This window comes from Streptomyces fragilis (genome assembly GCF_003112515.1).
Classification (GTDB): domain Bacteria; phylum Actinomycetota; class Actinomycetes; order Streptomycetales; family Streptomycetaceae; genus Streptomyces; species Streptomyces fragilis.
Genome location: NZ_BEVZ01000004.1, coordinates 521122 through 541521, shown reverse-complemented (window position 1 = coordinate 541521; position 20400 = coordinate 521122). Strand labels below are relative to the sequence as shown.

Sequence of the window (20400 nt, the reverse complement as noted above, 5' to 3'; positions counted from 1 at the left end):
GAGCCCGCCTAGAGCCACCCGTTGCGCTTCAGCGAGCGGTGGATGCCGAGACAGACGATCACCGTGAAGCCCATGACCACCGGGTAGCCGTACTTCCAGCCCAGCTCCGGCATGTGCTCGAAGTTCATCCCGTACACGCCGCAGACCATGGTCGGCACCGCGATGATCGCCGCCCAGGAGGTGATCTTGCGCATGTCCTCGTTCTGCGCGACCGACGCCTGCGCCAGGTTGGCCTGCAGGATCGAGTTCAGCAGCTCGTCGAAGCCGATCACCTGCTCCTGCACCCGGGCCACGTGGTCGGCGACGTCGCGGAAGTACTTCTGGATGTCCGGGTCGATCAGCCGCATCGGCCGCTCGCTGAGCAGCTGCATCGGCCGCAGCAGCGGCGCCACCGCCCGCTTGAACTCCAGCACCTCGCGCTTGAGCTGGTAGATCCGCCCCGCGTCGGTGCCGCGCGGCGCGCTGCCGCGGCGGCCGGGGCTGAAGACCTCGGTCTCCACGTCGTCGATGTCGTCCTGCACCGCGTCGGCGACCGCGAGGTAGCCGTCCACCACGTGGTCGGCGATGGCGTGGAGCACCGCCGAGGGACCCTTGGCCAGCAGCTCCGGGTCCTCCTCCAGCCGGCGCCGCAGGGAGCGCAGCGAGCCCTTGTCGCCGTGCCGCACGGTGATCAGGAAGTCCCGGCCGGTGAAGCACATGATCTCGCCGGTCTCGATGACCTCGCTGTCCGGCGTGAGGCAGTCGTGCTCGACGTAGTGCACCGTCTTGTAGACGGTGAAGAGACTGTCGTCGTAGCGCTCCAGCTTGGGCCGCTGGTGGGCGCTGACGGCGTCCTCCACGGCCAGCGGGTGCAGCCCGAACTCGGCGGCGATGCCCGCGAACTCGTCCTGCGTGGGCTCGTGCAGGCCGATCCAGACGAAGCCGCCGTCGCGCCGCGCGGTGCGCATCGCCTCCTGCGGGGTCGGCGCGGAGTCGAGGACGACGCGGCGCCCGTCGCGGTAGATGCCGCAGTCGACGACCGCCGAGGGCACGGGCGGGGCGGGCAGGACCGCCGGATCCAGGTGGGCCAGGGCCGCGGCGCCCCGCCGGGACGGCCGCACGCGCACCGAGCGGGCGACGCGCTGGGAGGGACGGACCGCTGCGCGCAGGTCTCGGATCATCGACATGGCGGGGCTCCTTCGCTTTCGGCAACGAAAGGGCGAGCGCCCGACGGCTGGTTCCCCGGAGCCTCGTGACGAGGGCGTGCACCGGTACCCATGGGCCGGCACGTCCGTGAAGCGGGGAGCACCGCACCGTCGCGGCGTTCGAGCAGTCGCTGCTGATGCAGATCGAAAAGATCGACAAAGATCAGGCAGGCGAAACGAAGTGCTCTTCCCCGGCGTGGAGGAATCGGCTGACACCGCCGTGCTGAGCGAGGGGGCGGTGGGAGCGGCGAGAACGCCGGAGCCGCGTCAGCGGCCGGAAGAGCGGGTGGTACTGCACGGTCGACTTCGGTCCATCGCAGCCCCACCTCCTCCGGCCGGTCCCTCGTGAGGGACGATCCCTTCCCCTGGCGGGCGAGCGCGCGGAGCGGCTCTCAGGGGGAGTATGACTGGCGTTCGGGACTCGATCGCGACGCTTGGCGTGCTGTCCCGGACTGCGGCCAGACTATCAGCCGAGGTGACTGTCAAGGTCTCCGCCCGTCCACTCCTGGCGCGTTCCGGACGAGTTCTATGCTCGCCGCATGGCTGATGTTCTCCCCCTGGTCGAGGCGCGTCTGCGGACGGCGCTCGGCGAACCCGGCGCCCGGGCCGCCGTCACCTTCCTCGGCACGGACCGTGTCGAGGTGCTCCGCTTCACCGAGGGGGACGTCGTCCGGTACGCCACGCTCGGGATGTCCGCGCACCCGATGAGCGACCCCACGGCGATGGTCGCGGACCCGGTGAAGGGGCCGCGGGCCGAGCTGGTGCTGTCCGTGCGGGGCGGCGTCGCCGACACCGACAAGGTGCTCCGTCCGCTGGCCGTGCTCGCCGCCTCCCCGCAGGTGGAGGGGCTGGTCGTGGCGCCGGGCGGATCACTGGACGTCGGGGAGCCGCTGTGGCCCGGCGCCCCCTTCACCTCCGTCCTGGTGGGCGAGCCCGGCGGGCTGGTCGAGGACCTGGAGCTGGACGAGCCGCTCGACCCGGTGCGGTTCCTGCCGCTGCTGCCGATGACCCCGAACGAGGCCGCCTGGAAGCGGGTGCACGGCGCGCAGGCCCTGCAGGAGCGCTGGCTGGCCCACGGCACCGACCTGCGGGACCCGCTGCGCCGGTCGGTCACCCTGGACTGAGTGACGCACGTCACCCTGGTTTCCCGGTCGGCTTCCGGTCAACGGATGGCCGGAACCAGCCAGTTGGGGCCGAGGTGCGGCGGGGCGAGGGCACGGGCCGGACCGCGCGCCACGCCGGCCCGGCCGCCGGACGGGTGATCGTCCTTGACGCGGCGCGGCCCAGGGAGGACCGTGGGACCTTATGAGGGGCGAACCCAGTTGCCCGAAGTGCGGTGGCCGGGTCAGGGCTCCCGGGATCTTCTCCGACGCGTGGCAGTGCGACGCGCACGGGGCGGTGCATCCGATGCAGCCCGTGATCCCGCCGAGCGTCGAGGCCCTCGGTGTGGTGGTGAACCGCACCCGGGTCCCCGTCTGGATGCCCTGGCCGCTCCCGGTCGGCTGGCTCTTCACCGGCGTGGCCGGTGCGGGTGACGACCGCAGCGGAGGGCGCGCCTCGGCGGTCGCCTGCTCCGGTCCGGGGCCGCTGGGCGGCATCGGCGAGCTGATCCTGGTGGCCGAGGAGCTCGGCGTCGGCCTCGGAGCCCGTTACGCGGGGATCGAGGGACCGGACCCGGGCCCCCGCATCGACATCGGCAAGCCCGCCGAGGCCAAGCTGCACGCGGCCGGCCGCCCCACCCCGATGTGGCTGGTGGAGGGCGCGCCCGAGGACCGCGCGGTCTTCGCGGGCGAGGCGCTGGGCCTGTGGCTGTGGGCCGTGGTGTGGCCCGAGCGGTCCGGGCTCCTGATGTACGAGGACCTGGTCCTCACCGACCTGCGCGAGGCGGGTGCGGAGATCGAGCTGGTGCCGTGCGGGGCGCTCTCGCCGCGCCTCCTCGAACCCGACCCCTCGGCCGGCCCCTGACGCCTGACGGCTGACGGCTTGGGCGAGTCCTGACGGACACCCTCGCGCGGCCTGTCCGGGGGAGGCGGGCGGCCTGTCCGGGGCAGGTAAGTGTCACCCACTCGGACGACCCCTTATCCTTGTGTCGACCTGTTCGTGCAAGCCCTCGTCCGCTGGAGTCGCCGTGCGCATCGACCTGCACTGCCACTCCACCGCGTCCGACGGCACGGACACCCCCGCCGAACTCGTGCGGGCGGCGGCCGCCGCCGGTCTGGACGTCGTCGCGGTGACCGACCACGACACCACCCGGGGTCACGCCGAGGCGCTCGCCGCGCTCCCCGAGGGCCTCGCCCTCGTCACCGGCGCGGAGCTCTCCTGCCGCTGGACGGAGCCCGGCGCCGACCCCGCCGGCGGCATCTCGACGCACATGCTGGCGTACCTCTTCGACCCCGAGGAGCCCGCCCTGCTCGCCGAGCGCGAGCTCGTGCGCGACGACCGCGTGCCGCGCGCCCGCGCCATGGTGGAGCGGCTGCGCGAACTGGGCGTCGGCGTCACCTGGGAACAGGTCGCCCGCATCGCCGGCGACGGCTCGGTGGGCCGCCCCCACGTGGCCACCGCGCTGGTCGAGCTGGGCGTCGTCGCCTCCGTGGACGAGGCCTTCACCGGGGACTGGCTGGCCGACCGCGGCCGCGTCTGGGTGCCCAAGCACGAGACCGACCCCCTCGAGGCGATCCGCCTGGTCAAGGCGGCCGGAGGCGTCACCGTCCTCGCCCACCCCGCCGCCGCCAAGCGGGGCCGGACGCTGCCGGAGTCCGCGATCGCCGCCATGGCCGAGGCCGGCCTGGACGGCATCGAGGTCGACCACATGGACCACGACCGGGCCACGCGGGCCCGGCTGCGCGGCCTCGCCGCCGAACTGGGCCTGCTGACCACCGGCTCGTCCGACTACCACGGCACCCGCAAGACCTGCGTCCTCGGCGAGAACCTCACCGACCCCGAGGTCTACGGCGAGATCATCCGCCGTGCCTGGGGCGCGTTCCCGGTGCCCGGCGCCGGCGGATCCTCCGCCGCCTGACCCGGCGCCGCGGCCCCTCCCGGTCCGCCGCCCCGCCGCGTCCGGCCCCCCTCACCCCCCACGTCCCACGCCGCGTCGCGCCGTGCCCTGCCCGGGCGCGCCCCGACGGCGGCGTTCCGCACCATCCGCAAGGCCAATCACCGTGTTCGACGTCGCCGTTTTCGGTTCCCTCTTCCTCACCCTCTTCGTGATCATGGACCCGCCCGGGGTCACTCCGATCTTCCTCGGCCTCACCGCCGGCCGGCCCACCGCCGTCCAGAAGCGCATGGCGCTGCAGGCGGTCCTGGTGGCCGGCGGCGTGATCGCCCTCTTCGGCCTGACGGGCCAGCACATCCTCGACTACCTGCACATCTCGGTGCCCGCCCTGATGATCGCGGGCGGCGTGCTGCTCCTGCTGGTCGCGCTCGACCTGCTCACCGGCAAGACCGACGAGCCGCAGCAGACCAAGGACGTCAACGTGGCACTGGTCCCCTTGGGCATGCCGCTGCTGGCCGGTCCGGGCGCCATCGTCTCGGTGATCCTCGCCGTCGAGAAGGCGGGCGACGTCGGCGCGCAGGTCGGCGTGTGGACGGCGATCCTCGCCATCCACGTGGTCATCTGGCTGGTCATGCGCAACTCGCTGCTGGTGGTCCGCCTGATCAAGGAAGGCGGCGTGGTCCTGGTGACCCGGCTGTCGGGCATGCTGCTCGCCGCCATCGCCGTGCAGCAGATCATCAACGGCGTGACCCAGGTGGTCCAGGGCTCCTGAGCCCCGCACCTGGTGCGGCCGGAAAAGCACTGCGGCCCGGTGGGTAGCCTCCTTCGTGGAAGCTGCCCGCCGGGCCGCGGTGGTTCGGAAATGTTATGAGGCCGTGGAATCGGCCGGACGGATCCAGAGGCGCTGGCCGATCTCGGCGGCCCGCTGCACGATCCCGTTGACGGAGGCGGCGTCCACGACGGTGCTGTCGACCGGACGGCCGCTGGCGTCGTCGAGACGCAGAATCTCGAAGCGCATGCTTCTCCCTTCCCACGTCGGTATGTACCGGGTACAACACCCGAACCGGGCGGGAAGATTCCCTAGCTAAGGAAAAATTTCGGCCGCCTAAGTAGATTTCTCATACCCCCAGGTCACGGGACCATGTGGGCGGAGGGTAGGAACCGGGTGAGACCGGTTGTGTCCGCTCCGTGACCGCCGGGACAATGGACCCCGGTATGAATGACGACCTCGCGGCGCTGACCGCAAGCATCGAGAGCACCAACGAGCTGCTCAGACGTGTCCTCACCGCGATGGACAGGACGCAGTCCGCGCCGCAGTCCACCCACGCCCTCTTCGTGGACGCCGGTTACCTGTACGCCGCCGCCGGCCGGCTGGTGGTCGGCACCGAGGACCGCCGGGCCTTCGAGATGGACACCGAGGGCGTCATCGCCGCGCTCATCGACAAGGCCGCCCTCCTCTTCCAGGACAGTCGGCTGCTGCGCGTGTACTGGTACGACGGCGCCCGCCGCCGCATCCACACCGCCGAGCAGCAGGCGATCGCCGAGCTGCCCGACGTGAAGGTGCGCCTCGGCAACCTCAACGCCAACAACCAGCAGAAGGGCGTCGACGGGCTGATCCGCTCCGACCTGGAGGCCCTGGCCCGCCACCGGGCCATCACCGACGCCGCGCTGCTCGGCGGCGACGAGGACCTGGTGCCGGCCGTGGAGGCGGCGCAGGCGTACGGCGCGCGCGTCCACCTCTGGGGCATCGAGGCCCCGGACGGCCGCAACCAGGCCGAGCCGCTGCTCTGGGAGGTCGACAGCGAGCGCACCCTGGACCTGCAGTTCCTCAAGCCCTACGTCTCGCGCCGGGCCACGGTCGCCTTCGAGGCGGCGATGGCCCGGCCCAGCTGGGAGGACGTCCGGTTCGTCGGTGCGCAGATCGCCGCGCGGTGGCTCGCCGAACGCGGGCCGGAGGCGATGGAGGCCCTGCTGGGCGAGCAGCCGTACCTGCCCGGGTCCGAGGACCAGGCCCTGCTGGTGCAGGCCGAGGGGCTGCTCGGCTACTCCCTGCGCGGGCAGTCCGACCTGCGCCGCGCGCTCCGGGACGGCTTCTGGGACCGCCTGCGCACCGTGCGCTGAGCCGGCGCGCGGGCACGGGTCCTCACCGTCCGGCGCGACGGGCGACGGGCGACGGGCGACCGGCGGCCAGCGACCGGCGGCCAGCGACAGGCGACCGGCGACCAGCGACAGGCGACCGGCGACCGGCGACCAGCGGTCGGGAGTCGGTCGGTGGTCGGCGACCAGTGGCTAGCGGCCGGCGGCGGGGGACGGTCCGTCGGGGGCGACGTCGTCCCAGAAGCCGGCGATCGCGCGTGCCGTCTCCTCGGGGCGGTCGACGTTGGGGGAGTGTTCCGCGCCCTCGACGACGGTGCGGCGGGCACCGAGGCAGGCGGCCATGTCGTCGAAGAGCTCCACCGGCCACACGTCGTCGCGGGCGCCGGAGAGCACGTGGCAGGGCAGGCCGACGGCGGCCAGCTCCGCGACCCGGTCCTGCTCCTCGCACAGCTGCCGCCCGGTGGCCGTCAGCTGGGCCGGACGGGTGCGCAGCCAGCGTTCCCGCAGCGGCCTGGTGTCGGGCTGCTCGGCCAGCACCTCGGGCGCGACGGTGGCCTCCATCGCCTGCATCACGTCCCACACCTGCTCCATCGACATCGAGGCCAGCGCCTCGCGGAGCATGGTGACGCGCTGCCGCTGGGAGTCGGAGATGCGGGCCGGGCCCGAGGACATCAGCGTCAGGCTGCGGAACGGGGAGGCGTCCCGCAGGACGGCGGCGCGGCAGATCTGCCCGCCGAGCGAGTGCCCCAGCAGATGGATCCGGGTGCCCGCCGTCTCCGCCAGGGTGTGCGCCTGGGACAGCAGGTCCTGGGCCAACTCGGCCTGTGCGTAGGCCTTCTCGTCGTGGTCCGGCCCCTCGGACTCGAACTGCCCGCGCCCGTCCACGGCCACCGTGCGGTAGCCGCGGGCCGCCAGCGGGGCGTGCAGCGCGATGAAGTCCTCCTTGCTGCCGGTGTACCCGGGCAGCAGCAGGGCGGTGCCGCGCTGTGCGGCGCCGGGGGCGGAGGGCATCTCGATCGCGGCGAACTTCCCGCGCGAGGTGGCCAGTTGAAACGCCCGCGCACCGGGCGGGGGAGTGAAGGTGTCGGGCCTGCTCATGGCGCTCAGATTACCGAGCGCGCCCGGGAACGCCGACGGCCCGGCTCCCCCGAGGGGGAGCCGGGCCGTCGGCAGGAGCCTCAGCTCTCGGCCGGCTGCGCGGCCTTGCGGGTGCGGCGGCGCGGCTTGGTCTGCGCCTCCTCGCCCGCCTGGGCGGGGATCTCGGCGACCGGGGCCGCCTCGGTCGTCTTGCGGGTCCGGCGGCGCGGCGCGGCCACGGCGTCCTCGGCGGGTGCCGCGGCGGTGGCCTCGGCCTCGGTCGGCTGCGCGGCCTTGCGGGTGCGGCGGCGCGGCTTGGCCTCGGCCTCGGCGGGGGCCTCGGCCACCGGGGTGGCGTCGGCGGTCTCCGCGGGGGCGGTGGCCTTGCGGGTGCGGCGCTTCGGGGCGGCCTCGACGGCCTCGACCGTGTCCGCGACAGCCTCGGCGGGCGCGGCCGTCTTGCGGGTCCGGCGGCGCGGCGCGGCCACGGCGTCCTCGGCGGGTGCCGCGGCGGTGGCCTCGGCCTCGGTCGGCTGCGCGGCCTTGCGGGTGCGGCGGCGCGGCTTGGCCTCGGCCTCGGCGGGGGCCTCGGCCACCGGGGTGGCGTCGGCGGTCTCCGCGGGGGCGGTGGCCTTGCGGGTGCGGCGCTTCGGGGCGGCCTCGACGGCCTCGACCGTGTCCGCCACGGCCTCGGCCTCGGCGGGCGCGGCGGCCTTGCGGGTCCGGCGGCGCGGCGCGGCCTCCAGCTCCACCGGGGCCGCCTCGGCGACCGGCGCGGTCTGCGCGGCGGCCTCCGTCACGGTGGCCTCCGTCACGGCGCCCTCCGCTGCGCCGGCGCCCGCACGGGTGCGGCGACGACGGCGCGGTGCGGCGCCCTCGGCCGTCTCGACGGCCGCCTGCGCGGCGGGAGCCGCCGCCTCGGCGGGGCTCTCCACGGCGGGCGTGGCGATCGCGGCGGTCGCCGGGGCGGCCGCCTGGCTCACCGGGGCGCCGTTGCGGGTGCGGCGACGGCGACGCGGGGTGCGCGGAGCGCGCTCGCCCTCGGCGGCCTCGGACGCGTCGGAGCCTTCGCCCCCACGCGCCGGACGCCCGTCGCGGGAGGGGCGCTCGTCCCGGGCGGAACGCTCGTCACGCCCGCCACGGCCACGGCCGCCCCGGCCGCCGCGGTCCCGGTCGCCCTTGCGGCCGCCCGGCTCGCCCAGGTCCTCGATCTCCTCGGCGCCCAGGCCCGCACGGGTCCGCTCGGAGCGCGGCAGTATGCCCTTGGTGCCCTCGGGGATGTTCAGGTCCGAGAACAGGTGCGGGGACGTCGAGTACGTCTCCACCGGGTCGTTGAAGCCGATGCCCAGCGCCTTGTTGATGAGCTGCCAGCGCGGGATGTCGTCCCAGTCGACGAAGGTGACGGCCGTGCCCTTGGCCCCGGCTCGGCCGGTGCGGCCGACGCGGTGCAGGAAGGTCTTCTCGTCCTCGGGCGACTGGTAGTTGATGACGTGCGTGACGCCCTCGACGTCGATGCCGCGCGCGGCGACGTCGGTGCAGACGAGCACGTCGACCTTGCCGTTGCGGAAGGCGCGCAGCGCCTGCTCGCGGGCGCCCTGGCCCAGGTCGCCGTGGACGGCGCCGGCGGCGAACCCGCGGCGCTGCAGCTGGTCGGCGATGTCGGCGGCGGTGCGCTTGGTGCGGCAGAAGATCATCGCCAGCCCGCGGCCCTCGGCCTGCAGGATGCGGGCGACCATCTCCGGCTTGTCCATGTTGTGCGCGCGGTAGACGAACTGCTTGGTGTTCGCGACCGTCTTGCCCTCGTCGTCCGGCGAGGTGGCGCTGATGTGCGTGGGCTGCGACATGTAGCGGCGGGCCAGGCCGATGACCGCGCCCGGCATGGTCGCCGAGAACAGCATCGTCTGGCGCTTGGCCGGAAGCATGTTGATGATCTTCTCGACGTCCGGCAGGAAGCCGAGGTCGAGCATCTCGTCGGCCTCGTCGAGGACCAGGCTGCGGACGTGCTTGAGGTCGAGCTTCTTCTGGCCGGCCAGGTCGAGCAGCCGGCCCGGGGTGCCGACGACCACGTCGACGCCCTTCTTCAGGGCCTCGACCTGCGGCTCGTAGGCGCGCCCGCCGTAGATCGCCAGGACGCGGACGTTGCGGACCTTGCCGGCGGTCTGCAGGTCGTTGGTGACCTGGGTGCAGAGCTCACGGGTGGGGACCACGACCAGCGCCTGCGGCGCCTCGGTCAGGTCCTCCGGATCCGCCCGCCCGGCCTCGACGTCGGCGGGGACGGTGACCCGCTCCAGGAGCGGCAGGCCGAAACCGAGGGTCTTGCCCGTGCCGGTCTTGGCCTGGCCGATGACGTCCGAGCCCGAGAGGGCCACCGGGAGCGTCATCTCCTGGATGGGGAAGGGGGTGACGATGCCGACGGCCTCGAGGGCCTCGGCCGTCTCAGGGAGAATTCCGAGATCGCGGAACGTGGTAGTCAGGGTGCTGCCTCTTCTGTGTGCGCGGCGCGAGGCGAGCGCGGGGGATCAACCGTGCCGAGCACGGCCGTACCGGACCGGAAGGACGTCGTCGGCCCTGCTTCGGGGCGGGCCTGTGGCACGGGACCACGCCGACGCTCCAGCACTCGTACCGCTGAGGGTCCCCTCCGTGGCCGCACGCGGAAGGCCTGCGGGCGAGGAGGGCTGTCGGGTCGGAGCCGATCGGGCCACCGACCGGGCATCCTCATACGTGCGGTCCGCCGGATACGAGCGGACGCAATACCACCATACCCCGGAATCACGCACATGCGACGGTCGATTCGGTGACGTTGTGGTCCTCACACCGCCCCGGCGCACACCGTGCGCCAAGGGCCGCGACGCCGCCCACCGGTGGGCGGACCCGCCCGGCGCGCCGCCGCGCCCGGGCGCGGCGGCGTGACGAGCGAGGACGGTGACGGCCGGAGCGCGGGGCGGGCGGACTATCGTTCGTTTCATGACGACGCCTGACAACGCCACCGGCCAGACCGACGCCCCCGCTCCGGACGCCGCGACCCAGAAGGTCGCCGCGCAGACCTGGGAGCAGGCCTCCGCAGACCCGCAGTACCGCGCCGCCGTCGTGGACCTGCTGGGAGCGCTCGCGTACGGCGAGCTGTCGGCGTTCGAGCGGCTCGCCGAGGACGCCAAGCTGGCGCCGACCCTGGCCGACAAGGGCGAGCTGGCCAAGATGGCCTCCGCCGAGTTCGGCCACTTCGACCGGCTGCGGGCGCGGCTCGCGGAGATCGACGTCGACCCGGAGGAGGCGATGGCCCCGTTCGTCGCGGCCCTGGACGGCTTCCACCGGCAGACGGCGCCCTCCGACTGGCTGGAGGGCCTGGTCAAGGCCTACGTCGGCGACTCGATCGCGGCCGACTTCTACCGCGAGGTCGCGGTGCGGCTGGACTCCGACACCCGCGAGCTGGTGCTGGCGGTGCTCGACGACCTCGGCCACGCCGAGTTCGCGGTGGAGAAGGTGCGGGCGGCCATCGAGGCGGATCCGCGGGTCGGCGGGCGCCTCGCGCTGTGGGCGCGGCGGCTGATGGGTGAGGCGCTGTCGCAGTCCCAGCGGGTGGTCGCGGAGCGGGACGCGCTCTCCACCATGCTGGTCGGCGGCGTCGCGGACGGCTTCGACCTCGCGGAGGTGGGCCGGATGTTCTCCCGGATCACCGAGGCCCACACCAAGCGCATGGCCGCCCTGGGGCTCGCCGCCTGACGTTCCCGGCGACGGTTGCTCGGGCCGGCGGTCCGGCCCGGCCGCCGGTGGTCGCGGAGGCCGCCGGTCCTGTGGTCCTGGCCGGTCGCCCGGGCCGCCGGGGCCTGCGGTTCCTTCCGGTCCCGACCGGTGGCTCAGGCCGCCGGGGGACGGGCCGGGGAGCGGCGGGGACCGGTGTGCTGCGGGCGCAGCAGCAGCGAGAGCGCGGCCGCGGACAGCGCCGCCGCGCCGAGCAGCAGGGGGGCGACCCGGCTGGGCGCAATGGCGGCGTGCGTGACCAGCGTGCCGAGCAGGGCGCCCGCCACCCCGGTGGGCAGGACCATGCCCGCGGGCGGCAGCCGGTGCGGGAGCCGGTGGACGGCCGCGTAGGCGAGCAGGAGCCCGATGAGCACCGAGGCCGGCGCCGCGAGGAAGAACATGGCGGGTCCCTTCACCAGGAGCGTGCACGGAAGGTCCCGGTGTGACTACCCGCCCATCACGCCCCGCACACGCCGAAGGGCCGGACGGCTCAATGCCGTCCGGCCCTTCACGTGCGTGTCCGCCCGCTGCTCAGAGCGCGCCGAAGCCCACCTTGCGGGGAGCCGGCTCGCCCAGCTCGACGTAGGCGAGGCGCTCCGCCGGGACCAGGACCTTGCGGCCGTGCTCGTCCACCAGGGTCAGCAGCGCCGACTTGCCGGCGAGCGCCTCGGCCACGAGCCGCTCGACCTCCTCGGCGCTCTGACCGCTCTGCAGAACGATCTCGCGGGGCGCGTGCTGCACGCCGATCTTGACCTCCACGGCCATGTCCCTCCGACGGTCAGTGGTGCGCGGACATCTCGCTTCCGTCCGCGCCGTACCCCGGACACATTAGTCCAGGCGGGGCCCTTCCCGGGGTGTCGCCGGGCCCCGGGTCCCGAGGGGGCCCGGAGTGCTCAGGCGTTCTCGGTGCCGTGCAGCGGGAACCCGGCGATGCCGCGCCAGGCGAGCGAGGCCAGCAACTGCACCGCCTTGTCCCGCGGCACGCTGCGGTCGCTGTGCAGCCAGGCCCGCGCCACCACCTGGGCGAGCCCGCCCAGGCCCGAGGCGAGCAGCATCGACTCCTCGCGGGAGAGCCCGGTGTCCTCGGCGATGACGTCGCAGATCGCCTCGGCGCACTCGTTGGTCACCTTGTCCACGCGCTCGCGCACCGCGGGCTCGTTGGTCAGGTCCGACTCGAAGACCAGACGGAACGCGCCGCCGTCGTCCTCCACGTACGCGAAGTAGGCGTCCATGGTCGCCCGGACGCGCTGCTTGTTGTCGTGCGTCGAGGCGAGCGCCGCGCGCACCGACTCGATCAGCGCGGCGCAGTGCTGGTCCAGCAGGGCCAGGTACAGCTCGAGCTTGCCGGGGAAGTGCTGGTACAGCACCGGCTTGCTGACGCCCGCCCGCTCGGCGATGTCGTCCATGGCGGCGGCGTGGTAGCCCTGGGCGACGAACACCTCCTGCGCGGCTCCCAGGAGCTGGTTGCGCCGGGCACGGCGCGGAAGCCGGGTGCCGCGCGGGCGTGCCGCCTCTGTCTGCTCGATGGCTGTCACGCCGCCTCCCAAGATCGTCCGTGCGCGGCGTGGGCCGCAGCACCATCGTACTTTTCGGTAACCGTCCTGCGCGTCCTGCGACCGGAGAAATTCAGCGGGCGGTGAGAGACCCCCGAGGCAGGGGCGACGCCGGTGGCGCGCACGGGCGTCCGCGACCGGTCCGCCGCGGCCGTCCCCGGCCGGTCCGCCGCGTGGTTCCCGGGGCGGTCCGCCGGAGCTTCTGGGGCGGTCCGCCGGAGCTTCTGGGCGGATGCCGCGGAGGTCCCGGCTGGTCCGCCTGAGTTCCAGCACCTGCCCGCCGGACTTCCAGCACCTGCCCGCCGGAGCTCCTGGGCCGGTCCGCCGGGGTGTTCCAGGGGGAGCTCCGCCCCGCGCACCGGCCGCCGAGGGCCCTCGCCGGGCCCTCGGCGGCGGCCGGTGTCAGCGGTAGTCGTCCTCGTCGAGTTCCACCACCCTCGCCTGTTCGGCGAGGTCCGCCTCGGCGGCGCGGTCGGCCGCCTCGCCGCGCACCGGCTCGTCCTTGGCGGGACGGACGTCCGCGAGCTGCTCGGCCGCGTCGTGCTCGGGGGCCTCGACGTCGATCTCCGGGGCGGCTTCCTCCTCTTCCTCCTCGTGCACGAAGGTGTCCGGGTCGGTCGGGTCGACAGGCATGGTGGGGCTCCCTTCGGTGGGGTTCCGGTCCGTTCGGCCCCGGCGGCGGACCGCTCCGGGGCGGGGTGCCCTGTGGAGTCGAGCCTAGGAGACACCCGGCGCAGGCGCGATGCCTCCGCGTGCGGATGTGTGCCCGGGGCCGCCCGGATCACACCGGCCCGTTCGCTGTGACCGCCCCCACACCCCCGGGGGCCGCCGGTACGCCTGGCAGGGCGTGATCGTCTCGTAACATTGGCGCATGTCTTCGACCGATGCCCCCGTCCCGCCCGCGGGCACCGTACTGCCCCGTGTGGGCCCGGTCGCCGCGGACGGTGAGCGGATCAGGTCGGTCGCGCTGCGGGGCGTGACCCTGTCGGTCCGCTCCCGTCCGTCCTCGCGCGAGGACGCCGAGCCGGCGCTCTTCGTGCACGGGCTGGGCGGCTCCTCGCAGAACTGGTCGGCGCTGATGCCGCTGCTGGACGACCTGCTCGACTGCGAGGCCGTCGACCTGCCCGGCTTCGGCGACTCCCCGCCGCCGGACGACGGCGACTACTCGATCACCGGCCACACCCGCGCCGTCGTCCGCTACCTGGAGCGGTCCGGGCGCGGCCCGGTGCACCTCTTCGGCAACTCGATGGGCGGTGCGGTCGCCACCAAGGTCGCGGCGCTCCGCCCGGACCTGGTGCGCACGCTGACCCTGGTCTCGCCCGCGCTGCCGGAACTGCGCGTGCAGCGCAGCGCCGTGCCGACCGGACTGCTCGCGGTGCCCGGGGCGACGGCGCTGTTCACCCGCCTCACCCGCGGCTGGACCGCCGAGCAGCGGGTGCGCGGAGTGCTCGGGCTCACCTACGGGGACCCCGGGCGGGTGACCGAGGAGGGTCTGGCCGCGGCGGTGGCGGAGATGGAGCGGCGGCAGCGGCTGCCGTACTTCTGGGACGCGATGACCCGTTCGGCCCGCGGCATAGTCGACGCGTACACCCTGGCCGGACGGCACCGGCTGTGGCGACACGCCGAGCGGGTCGCCGCGCCCACCCTGCTCGTCTACGGGGGGCGTGACCGGTTGGTCTCGTTCCGGATGGCCCGCCGGGCGGCCCGCGCGTTCCCCTGTTCGCGCCTCCTGGCGCTGCCGGAAGCCGGACATGTGGCCATGATGGAGTGTCCGGACACGGTCGCCCGGGCCTTCCGCGAGTTCCTCGCCGACGCCGGCGCCTCTGCCGGCAAGGGCGGGGAGGCCGGCGGGGAGGCGGGGGAGCGCCGTCCGGGCGAGACCGACGATGTCCTGGCCGTGACGGAAACCGAAAGCTGAGGGAGCGCGTGGGACGGCACAGTCGCCGGGGGCCTGCCAGGCCCGCAGATGCCGCGAATCCGGCCGCGGCCGCTCCTCACGACCTACGGGGCGCTCCTGGCGCCGCCGGGGCGTCGCGCTCCGCCGAAGCGGGTGGCGCCCCGGACGCCGAGGACGCCTGGAGCCCCTGGGAGCCGCCCCCGCGCCAGGCCCTCGGGGCGTACACCCCTTCGGCCCACGGCAGGGGCGGTCCTCCGTCCCCCGTGCGTGGAGGCCACCCCCAGGACCACGGCGGCCACCCTCAGCATCAGGGCGGCCGTCCCCAGGGCCACGACGGTCACCCCCAGCATCACGGCGGCCGTCCCCAGGACGACGGCGGGCGGCCCGGGTACGCCGGCTCCCGCGGGCCGCGGGAACAGGACGGCGGCTGGGACACCTGGGCGGAGCAGCCCCGTGACCTGGTGGCCCGGACCGAGGGCCTGGCCACGCTGGGTCAGCGGCCCCCCTACTACGACACGCTCGACGACCACGTCCGCCACCGGCCGTCGGCCGGACCCGGTGACGTTCCGGCACGTCCCGACGGGCCCCGCTCCGCGCAGGGCCCCGGTGGTCCCGCGGACGGTCCGGACGGCGATGGCGACCACGACCTCGACCCGGTGCCGTCCGCGTCCCGTCCCGCACCGCGCCGGGTCGGGCCGGGACGCGGGGTGAAGGGCCGCCTGTTCACCGGCGTGCTCGCGCTCGCGGTGCTGGTGGTCCTCGGGGTCACGGTCTCCGAGCAGGTCGCCGACGACCGGGCCCACTCGGTGCGCGGGGCGCAGGCCGCGGGAGTGCCGGGGGCCGAGGGGGAGAAGGGGCAGCCCGTGGGCGTCGCGGATCCCGCACCGCTGCCGAAGGCGTGGAACCTGCAGGGCCTCACCTACAAGCAGCGGATGGGCCTGGTCTACGACCTCAGCCCCACGCTCGCGGGCCCCGGAACCTTCACCTCGGTGCCGGGCACCGAGGAACCCCCGCGCGAGGGCGACGAGTTCACCTACCGCGTGGACGTCGAGGACGAACTGGCTCTGGACGGCGAGCTGTTCGCCGATGCCGTGCACAAGACGCTCAACGACGACCGCAGTTGGGCGCACGACGGCCTGGCGTTCAAGCGGGTGCCGAAGGGCGCCGACAAGGACCCCGACTTCGTGATCACCCTCGCCAGCCCGGGCACCACCGCCGAGTGGTGCGCCAGGTCCGGCCTGGACACCACCGTGGACAACGTCTCCTGCGACTCCGCCTCCACCTCCCGCGTGATGATCAACGCCTATCGCTGGGCGCGGGGTTCGGAGACCTACGGCGACCGGCGCATCCACTCGTACCGGCAGATGCTGATCAACCACGAGGTGGGCCACCGCCTGGGCTACGGGCACGTGGAGTGCGCCAAGGACGGCGGGCTGGCTCCCGTGATGCAGCAGCAGACGAAGTTCCTGGACCACGACGGCATCCACTGCAGACCGAACGCCTGGGCCTACCCGAACGGCTGACCCGCCCGCCGGTCCGTCCGCCCGCGCGCACGGCGCGCGACGATACCGTCGCTGTGCGCTGCAAAACGCCCCGTGAAAGGGAAAGTTACGGGCGTTCACCCCTTCCGGTGGCGCGACGGACAACCGTCCGTCGCGCCACCCGCATATCCGCATACGTTCGTCCCGGCTACCAGCCGCCGCCGTCGAGGGCGGCCGTTTCCTAGGGGAGATCGGGGATGTACGCGTGCGCATCGGACTGCTGACGGAGGGTGGTTATCCGTACGCGAGGGGTGAGGCCAGGCTCTGGTGCGACCGCCTGGTACGCGGGCTCGGCCAGCACGAGTTCCGGCTGTACGCCCTCAGCCGCGACCGTGAGCAGGAGCGGGCCGGCTGGGTCGACCTGCCCGCCCAGGTCACCCAGGTGCGCACCGCCCCGCTGTGGACGGCGGAGGTGGACGGCACCTGGTACGGCCGCCGCGCGCGCCGCCGGTTCGCCGAGCACTACGGCGACCTCGCCGCCGGGCTGTGCGCCGGTCCGGCGGCCGGGCCGGGCGCTCCCTCACCCGAGGAGGCGGACCGTTTCCGCTCGGCCCTGTACGGCCTGGCCGAACTCGCCCGCGAGGAGGGCGGGATGGTCGCCGCGCTGCGTTCCGAGGAGGCCGTCCGGGCACTGGAGCGCGTCTGCCGCGCGCCGGGCGCCCCGCGGGCGGCGCGCGAGGCGCGCGTGACGGACCTCCTGGAGGTCGGCGCGCACCTGGAGCAGGCCCTGCGCCCCCTCTCGCTCGACTGGTGCGAGGCGGGCGAGCTCGGCTCGGTGGACCTCTGCCACGCAGCGGCCGGCGGGCTCGCCGCCCTGCCCGGACTGCTGGCGCGGCATTTCCACGGCGTCCCGCTGGTGGTCACCGAGTACGGCGTCCCGCTGCGCGCGCACTACCTCGGCTCCGCCGAGGCGCCCCCCGCCGTCCGCGCGCTGCTGGCCGCCTTCCACGGGCGGCTGGCCGCCGAGGTGTACCGCAGCGCCGCCGTGCTCACCCCGGGCAACGCCCACGTCCGGCGCTGGCAGGAGCGCTGTGGCGCGGACCGGGCCAAGGTGCGCACGGTGTACCCCGGCATGTCGGCGGCGCGCTTCGCCGAGGCCGGGGAGCGCGCCCCGGCGGGCGGGCGGGCGTCGGGAGGGCGCGTCGGGCCCGGCACCCTCGTCTGGGTCGGGCGGATCGAACCGTCCAAGGACCTGGTGACGCTGCTGCACGCCTTCGCCGCCGTGCGGCTCCGGGCGCCCGGAGCCCGGCTGCGCATCGCGGGTTCCGCCCCCGACCCGGAGGGCGCGGCCTACCTGCTGCACTGCGAGGAGCTGGCCGGGCGGTTGTTCCCGGGCGACGGCACGGTGGAGTTCGTCGACATGAGCGGGCCCGGGGCGCCCCCGCTCGCGGAGGTGTACGCGCAGGGCGAGGTGGTCGTGCTCTCCAGCGTCGTGGAGGGGTTCCCGGTGAGCGTGGTCGAGGCCATGTTCAGCGGACGGGCGACGGTCTCCACCGACGTGGGCGCCGTGGTGGAGGTCGTCGGCGGGACGGGGCTGGTGGTGCCGCCCCGGGACCCGCAGGCGCTGGCCGACGCCTGCGCGGCGTTGCTGAACGACCCGGAGCGCCGTGAGCGGCTCGGCGAGGCGGCCCGGGCGCGGGCCATGGAGCTGTTCACCGTCGAGCAGAACGTCGCGGCGTTCCACCGCATCTACCTGGAGATCGCCGGGCGCTGCCCGGCCCGCCGCATCGCCGAGGCGGACGCCGCCGAGCCCCGGCCGTTCGCGGTCCCGGCCGAGCTGCGCGTCGCCGGCGCCGAATCCGTGGAGGTGACCCGGTGAACGGGCTGGACAAGCGTGAGAGAGCCCTCGGGGCCGAGGGGGCCGAGGGGGCCGTGGCAGCCGACAGGGCGGACGGGGCCGACAGGGCCGACGTGGCCGGTTCGGCAGCCGACTCCGCCGGCGGGTCCTCCGCCGCGCGGGCGCGTCACCCGCGCGGTGGTGGCGCCGCGGCGGGCGCCGACCCGGTGAAGGCGCTGATGCTGCGTCACCGGGACCTGTGCGAGCGGGCGGTGGACCCGCTGGAGATCGCCGCCGGTCTGGAGGCGCACGGCGTCACTGACCGCACCGCCGCCCGATTCCGCCACCGGGACGTGTTCTCGCTAGCCGAGGAGATGTACGCCCGGGCCGGCCGGGCCGACGGAGACGGGACGCCCGCCGGTCCGCCCCCGGCGGCCGGGCCGACGCCCGCGCGGTGGGCGGTCCGTGCCCTGCTGCCGGGCGCCCTGAGCGTGCTCGCGGTGGCGGCGCTGCGGTGGACCACCGGCGAGGCGCGGCCGGTGGTCGGCCTGCTGGGACTGCTGGCCGTGGTGGCCGGCGTGCGCGCGGCGCTCGGCCGCGGGCCGCTGAGCTCGGAGGGCCGCTCGCTCCCCGGACCGCACGACTGGCGGACCCCGCCGGGTGCGCGGGCCTGGGCGTACCTGCTGGTGGGCTACGCGCTGCTGGGCGACGGGCTGCTGCACGCCGGGCTCACCGGCGGCCCCGACGGGCTGCCGGACGGAGGGCGGTACGGCGACTGGCCGATCAGCCTGGCCCCGCTGCTCGCCCTCGCGCTCTCCTGCGCGCCCGCCGCCTGGAGCGCGCACCTCTTCCGCACGGGCGTCGGCCGCAAGCTGGCCGGGAGCCGCGGCCTGGAGGAGTTCGCGGCCACCGCCCGCCCCCTGCTGCTGGGCGTCGTCGCCGTGCACCTGGCCGCGGTGTCCGGACTGGCAGTCCTGAGCGCCGTGGCGCTCGGCGAGCACTCCACCCCGGCGGCCACCGCCGCGCTGGGCGCCCTCCTACTAATCGCGCGCCTGCTGACCGTGCACGGCTTCACCCACGCGCCGGGCGTGGTGCTGCGGGCGGTGGGCTGGACCGAGATCACCACCGTGTGCCTGGTGTTCGCGGCCCGGCTGCCCGGCTGCGGCCTCCTCTCGCAACCGGTCGAGACGGTGGTGTCGGTGGGGGGCGCGCACGCCGTCCCGCTGATCGCCTGCGGGGCCGGGGCGCTGGTGCTGCTGTTCCACGCCTGCCGCCGCCTCGCCCTGGCCTCCGCCCACGCCCCGGCGGCCCCCCGCCCGCCGTCCGACCGCTGAGGCCGGCGCACCGTGCGGGCCGCGCGGGCCGCACGACGCCGCGCCGCCCCGAGCACTGCCCCCACCCCTGAAGACCGCCCTGACCTCGAAGGAGAAGAAGCAGCCATGAGGGTTCTGCTGATCGGAGCCAACGGATATCTCGGCCGTTTCGTGGCCGACCGCCTGCTCGCCGATCCCGCCGTCCAGCTGACCGCGCTGGGCCGGGGCGACGACGCCGACGTCCGGTTCGACCTGGCGGCCGGCAGCCCCGGCGCGCTCACCCGCTTCCTGGACGCCGTCCACCCGCAGGTCGTCGTCAACTGCGCGGGCGCCACCCGGGGCGGCGCGCGGGAGCTGACCCGGCACAACACGGTGGCCGTGGCCACGGTCTGCGAGGGCCTGCGGCGCAGCGGCTGCGGCGCCCGGCTGGTGCACCTGGGCTGCGGCGCCGAGTACGGGCCCAGCCAGCCCGGATCCTCCACCGCCGAGGACGCGGTGCCGCGGCCCGGCGGCCCGTACGGGGTGAGCAAGCTGGCCGCCACCGAGCTGGTGCTGAACTCCGGCCTGGACGCGGTGGTGCTGCGGGTGTTCTCCCCGGCCGGGCCCGGCACCCCGGCGGGCTCCCCGCTGGGCCGGCTCGCGGAGGCGCTGCGCCGGGCCATGCAGTCGGGCGACGGCGAGCTCAAGCTCGGCGGGCTGGGCGTCCAGCGGGACTTCGTGGACGTGCGGGACGTGGCGCGGGCGGTGCACGCGGCGGCGCTCTCCGCCGCTCAGGGCGTCATCAACATCGGCTCCGGCCGGGCCGTCCGGCTGCGGGACGCCGCCGCGGTGCTGGCCCGGGTCGCCGGATACGGGGGCGCCCTGCACGAGCTGGACGGACCGCCCGGGGCCATGGTGCGCGGGCTGATCGGCCACCAGCGCACCGACTCCGAGCACCACGCGCCCACGATGCCGGTCCACCCCTATCCCGACGGCTGCGGCAGCTGGCAGCAGGCCGACGTGCGCACCGCCCGGGACCGGCTGGGCTGGCGCCCGCGGATCGGTCTGGAGGAGTCGCTGGCCGACATCTGGATGGAGGCCGCCTGCCGCATCTGACCCTCCCGGCTGCTGGTTCCGACCCTCCCGGCTGCTGGTTCCGACCCGCCCGGCTGCTGGTTCCGACCCGCCCGGCTGCTGGGACGGATACGTCTCGCAGGGCGGAACGGTTGTCTTGGAATGAAGAAGGGCG

The 20400-nt window shown here is 75.0% G+C and carries 19 protein-coding genes; 11 read left to right on the top strand and 8 right to left on the bottom strand.

Annotated elements, in window-relative coordinates; translation table 11 throughout:
• Nucleotides 1–8: 8 nt before the first annotated feature.
• Entirely contained in the window at nt 9–1166 is a 1158-nt protein-coding gene (locus tag Sfr03f_RS15680; RefSeq protein WP_108954512.1) for a magnesium and cobalt transport protein CorA, read from the bottom strand.
• Between the two features lie 557 nt (nt 1167–1723).
• Here Sfr03f_RS15680 and Sfr03f_RS15675 point away from each other — a divergent pair.
• The 4 genes from Sfr03f_RS15675 to Sfr03f_RS15660 all read left to right on the top strand — a co-directional run bounded on the left by Sfr03f_RS15675 (nt 1724) and on the right by Sfr03f_RS15660 (nt 4951).
• Nucleotides 1724–2308 carry a suppressor of fused domain protein gene (locus tag Sfr03f_RS15675; protein ID WP_108954511.1) on the top strand — a complete coding sequence of 195 codons (585 nt, stop codon included), beginning with the start codon at nt 1724–1726 and terminating at the stop codon, nt 2306–2308.
• A gap of 181 nt (nt 2309–2489) precedes the next feature.
• Nucleotides 2490–3149, top strand: a complete 660-nt coding sequence (locus tag Sfr03f_RS15670; protein WP_108954510.1) for a DUF6758 family protein — start codon at nt 2490–2492, stop codon at nt 3147–3149.
• 163 nt (nt 3150–3312) lie between these two features.
• Nucleotides 3313–4203 (top strand): PHP domain-containing protein, encoded by an 891-nt coding sequence (locus Sfr03f_RS15665; RefSeq protein ID WP_108954509.1) that lies wholly within the window; start codon nt 3313–3315, stop codon nt 4201–4203.
• A gap of 142 nt (nt 4204–4345) precedes the next feature.
• Nucleotides 4346–4951 (top strand): MarC family protein, encoded by a 606-nt coding sequence (locus tag Sfr03f_RS15660; protein WP_108954508.1) that lies wholly within the window; start codon nt 4346–4348, stop codon nt 4949–4951.
• A 93-nt stretch (nt 4952–5044) separates the two neighbouring features.
• On the opposite strand, the gene Sfr03f_RS15655 is transcribed toward Sfr03f_RS15660, so the two are convergent.
• Nucleotides 5045–5197, bottom strand: coding sequence for a DUF8834 family protein (locus tag Sfr03f_RS15655; protein WP_108954507.1), 153 nt, complete (start codon nt 5195–5197; stop codon nt 5045–5047).
• A 197-nt stretch (nt 5198–5394) separates the two neighbouring features.
• Between Sfr03f_RS15655 and Sfr03f_RS15650 the strand changes: the two genes are divergently transcribed.
• Nucleotides 5395–6300 carry an NYN domain-containing protein gene (locus Sfr03f_RS15650; RefSeq protein WP_108954506.1) on the top strand — a complete coding sequence of 302 codons (906 nt, stop codon included), beginning with the start codon at nt 5395–5397 and terminating at the stop codon, nt 6298–6300.
• A 168-nt stretch (nt 6301–6468) separates the two neighbouring features.
• Here Sfr03f_RS15650 and Sfr03f_RS15640 read toward each other — a convergent pair whose 3' ends face one another.
• Together Sfr03f_RS15640 and Sfr03f_RS15635 are read right to left on the bottom strand one after the other, a co-directional pair.
• The gene (locus Sfr03f_RS15640) at nt 6469–7374 is read right to left on the bottom strand and encodes an alpha/beta fold hydrolase (RefSeq protein ID WP_108954505.1); all 906 of its coding nucleotides are present in this window, start codon (nt 7372–7374) and stop codon (nt 6469–6471) included.
• An 80-nt stretch (nt 7375–7454) separates the two neighbouring features.
• On the bottom strand, nt 7455–9734 hold the full coding sequence (locus Sfr03f_RS15635) for a DEAD/DEAH box helicase (protein WP_439959679.1): 2280 nt from the start codon (nt 9732–9734) through the stop codon (nt 7455–7457).
• 583 nt (nt 9735–10317) lie between these two features.
• Between Sfr03f_RS15635 and Sfr03f_RS15630 the strand changes: the two genes are divergently transcribed.
• Nucleotides 10318–11073, top strand: a complete 756-nt coding sequence (locus Sfr03f_RS15630; protein WP_108954504.1) for a ferritin-like fold-containing protein — start codon at nt 10318–10320, stop codon at nt 11071–11073.
• Nucleotides 11074–11207: 134 nt separating this feature from the next.
• Here the strand turns inward: Sfr03f_RS15630 and Sfr03f_RS15625 are convergent, their stop codons facing one another.
• From Sfr03f_RS15625 to Sfr03f_RS15610, 4 genes are all read right to left on the bottom strand, one after another.
• Nucleotides 11208–11492 carry a hypothetical protein gene (locus Sfr03f_RS15625; RefSeq protein WP_108954503.1) on the bottom strand — a complete coding sequence of 95 codons (285 nt, stop codon included), beginning with the start codon at nt 11490–11492 and terminating at the stop codon, nt 11208–11210.
• Nucleotides 11493–11622: 130 nt separating this feature from the next.
• Nucleotides 11623–11850 (bottom strand): DUF3107 domain-containing protein, encoded by a 228-nt coding sequence (locus Sfr03f_RS15620; protein WP_108955003.1) that lies wholly within the window; start codon nt 11848–11850, stop codon nt 11623–11625.
• 134 nt (nt 11851–11984) lie between these two features.
• The gene (locus tag Sfr03f_RS15615; protein ID WP_108954502.1) at nt 11985–12626 is read right to left on the bottom strand and encodes a TetR/AcrR family transcriptional regulator; all 642 of its coding nucleotides are present in this window, start codon (nt 12624–12626) and stop codon (nt 11985–11987) included.
• A 420-nt stretch (nt 12627–13046) separates the two neighbouring features.
• Nucleotides 13047–13277 carry a hypothetical protein gene (locus Sfr03f_RS15610; RefSeq protein WP_108954501.1) on the bottom strand — a complete coding sequence of 77 codons (231 nt, stop codon included), beginning with the start codon at nt 13275–13277 and terminating at the stop codon, nt 13047–13049.
• Between the two features lie 238 nt (nt 13278–13515).
• On the opposite strand from Sfr03f_RS15610, the gene Sfr03f_RS15605 reads away from it, so the two are divergent.
• From Sfr03f_RS15605 to Sfr03f_RS15585, 5 genes are all read left to right on the top strand, one after another.
• The gene (locus Sfr03f_RS15605) at nt 13516–14562 is read left to right on the top strand and encodes an alpha/beta fold hydrolase (RefSeq protein ID WP_108954500.1); all 1047 of its coding nucleotides are present in this window, start codon (nt 13516–13518) and stop codon (nt 14560–14562) included.
• Between the two features lie 242 nt (nt 14563–14804).
• Nucleotides 14805–16064 carry a DUF3152 domain-containing protein gene (locus Sfr03f_RS15600; RefSeq protein ID WP_308216766.1) on the top strand — a complete coding sequence of 420 codons (1260 nt, stop codon included), beginning with the start codon at nt 14805–14807 and terminating at the stop codon, nt 16062–16064.
• Nucleotides 16065–16287: 223 nt separating this feature from the next.
• A complete protein-coding gene (locus tag Sfr03f_RS15595; protein WP_108954498.1) occupies nt 16288–17901 on the top strand; it encodes a DUF3492 domain-containing protein in 1614 nt (537 codons plus the stop codon).
• A 53-nt stretch (nt 17902–17954) separates the two neighbouring features.
• A complete protein-coding gene (locus Sfr03f_RS15590; protein ID WP_159105652.1) occupies nt 17955–19193 on the top strand; it encodes a hypothetical protein in 1239 nt (412 codons plus the stop codon).
• 105 nt (nt 19194–19298) lie between these two features.
• The gene (locus Sfr03f_RS15585; protein ID WP_108954496.1) at nt 19299–20267 is read left to right on the top strand and encodes an NAD-dependent epimerase/dehydratase family protein; all 969 of its coding nucleotides are present in this window, start codon (nt 19299–19301) and stop codon (nt 20265–20267) included.
• The last annotated feature ends 133 nt before the right edge of the window (nt 20268–20400 follow it).

Excerpts from the sequence above, each read along its gene's own strand:
- Sfr03f_RS15680 (WP_108954512.1), bottom strand. The coding sequence starts at position 1,166 with ATGTCGATGATCCGAGACCTGCGCGCAGCGGTCCGTCCCTCCCAGCGC.
- Sfr03f_RS15675 (WP_108954511.1), top strand. The coding sequence starts at position 1,724 with ATGGCTGATGTTCTCCCCCTGGTCGAGGCGCGTCTGCGGACGGCGCTC.
- Sfr03f_RS15670 (WP_108954510.1), top strand. The coding sequence starts at position 2,490 with ATGAGGGGCGAACCCAGTTGCCCGAAGTGCGGTGGCCGGGTCAGGGCT.
- Sfr03f_RS15655 (WP_108954507.1), bottom strand. The coding sequence starts at position 5,197 with ATGCGCTTCGAGATTCTGCGTCTCGACGACGCCAGCGGCCGTCCGGTC.
- Sfr03f_RS15650 (WP_108954506.1), top strand. The coding sequence starts at position 5,395 with ATGAATGACGACCTCGCGGCGCTGACCGCAAGCATCGAGAGCACCAAC.
- Sfr03f_RS15640 (WP_108954505.1), bottom strand. The coding sequence starts at position 7,374 with ATGAGCAGGCCCGACACCTTCACTCCCCCGCCCGGTGCGCGGGCGTTT.
- Sfr03f_RS15635 (WP_439959679.1), bottom strand. The coding sequence starts at position 9,734 with ATGACGCTCCCGGTGGCCCTCTCGGGCTCGGACGTCATCGGCCAGGCC.
- Sfr03f_RS15630 (WP_108954504.1), top strand. The coding sequence starts at position 10,318 with ATGACGACGCCTGACAACGCCACCGGCCAGACCGACGCCCCCGCTCCG.
- Sfr03f_RS15625 (WP_108954503.1), bottom strand. The coding sequence starts at position 11,492 with ATGTTCTTCCTCGCGGCGCCGGCCTCGGTGCTCATCGGGCTCCTGCTC.
- Sfr03f_RS15610 (WP_108954501.1), bottom strand. The coding sequence starts at position 13,277 with ATGCCTGTCGACCCGACCGACCCGGACACCTTCGTGCACGAGGAGGAA.
- Sfr03f_RS15605 (WP_108954500.1), top strand. The coding sequence starts at position 13,516 with ATGTCTTCGACCGATGCCCCCGTCCCGCCCGCGGGCACCGTACTGCCC.
- Sfr03f_RS15585 (WP_108954496.1), top strand. The coding sequence starts at position 19,299 with ATGAGGGTTCTGCTGATCGGAGCCAACGGATATCTCGGCCGTTTCGTG.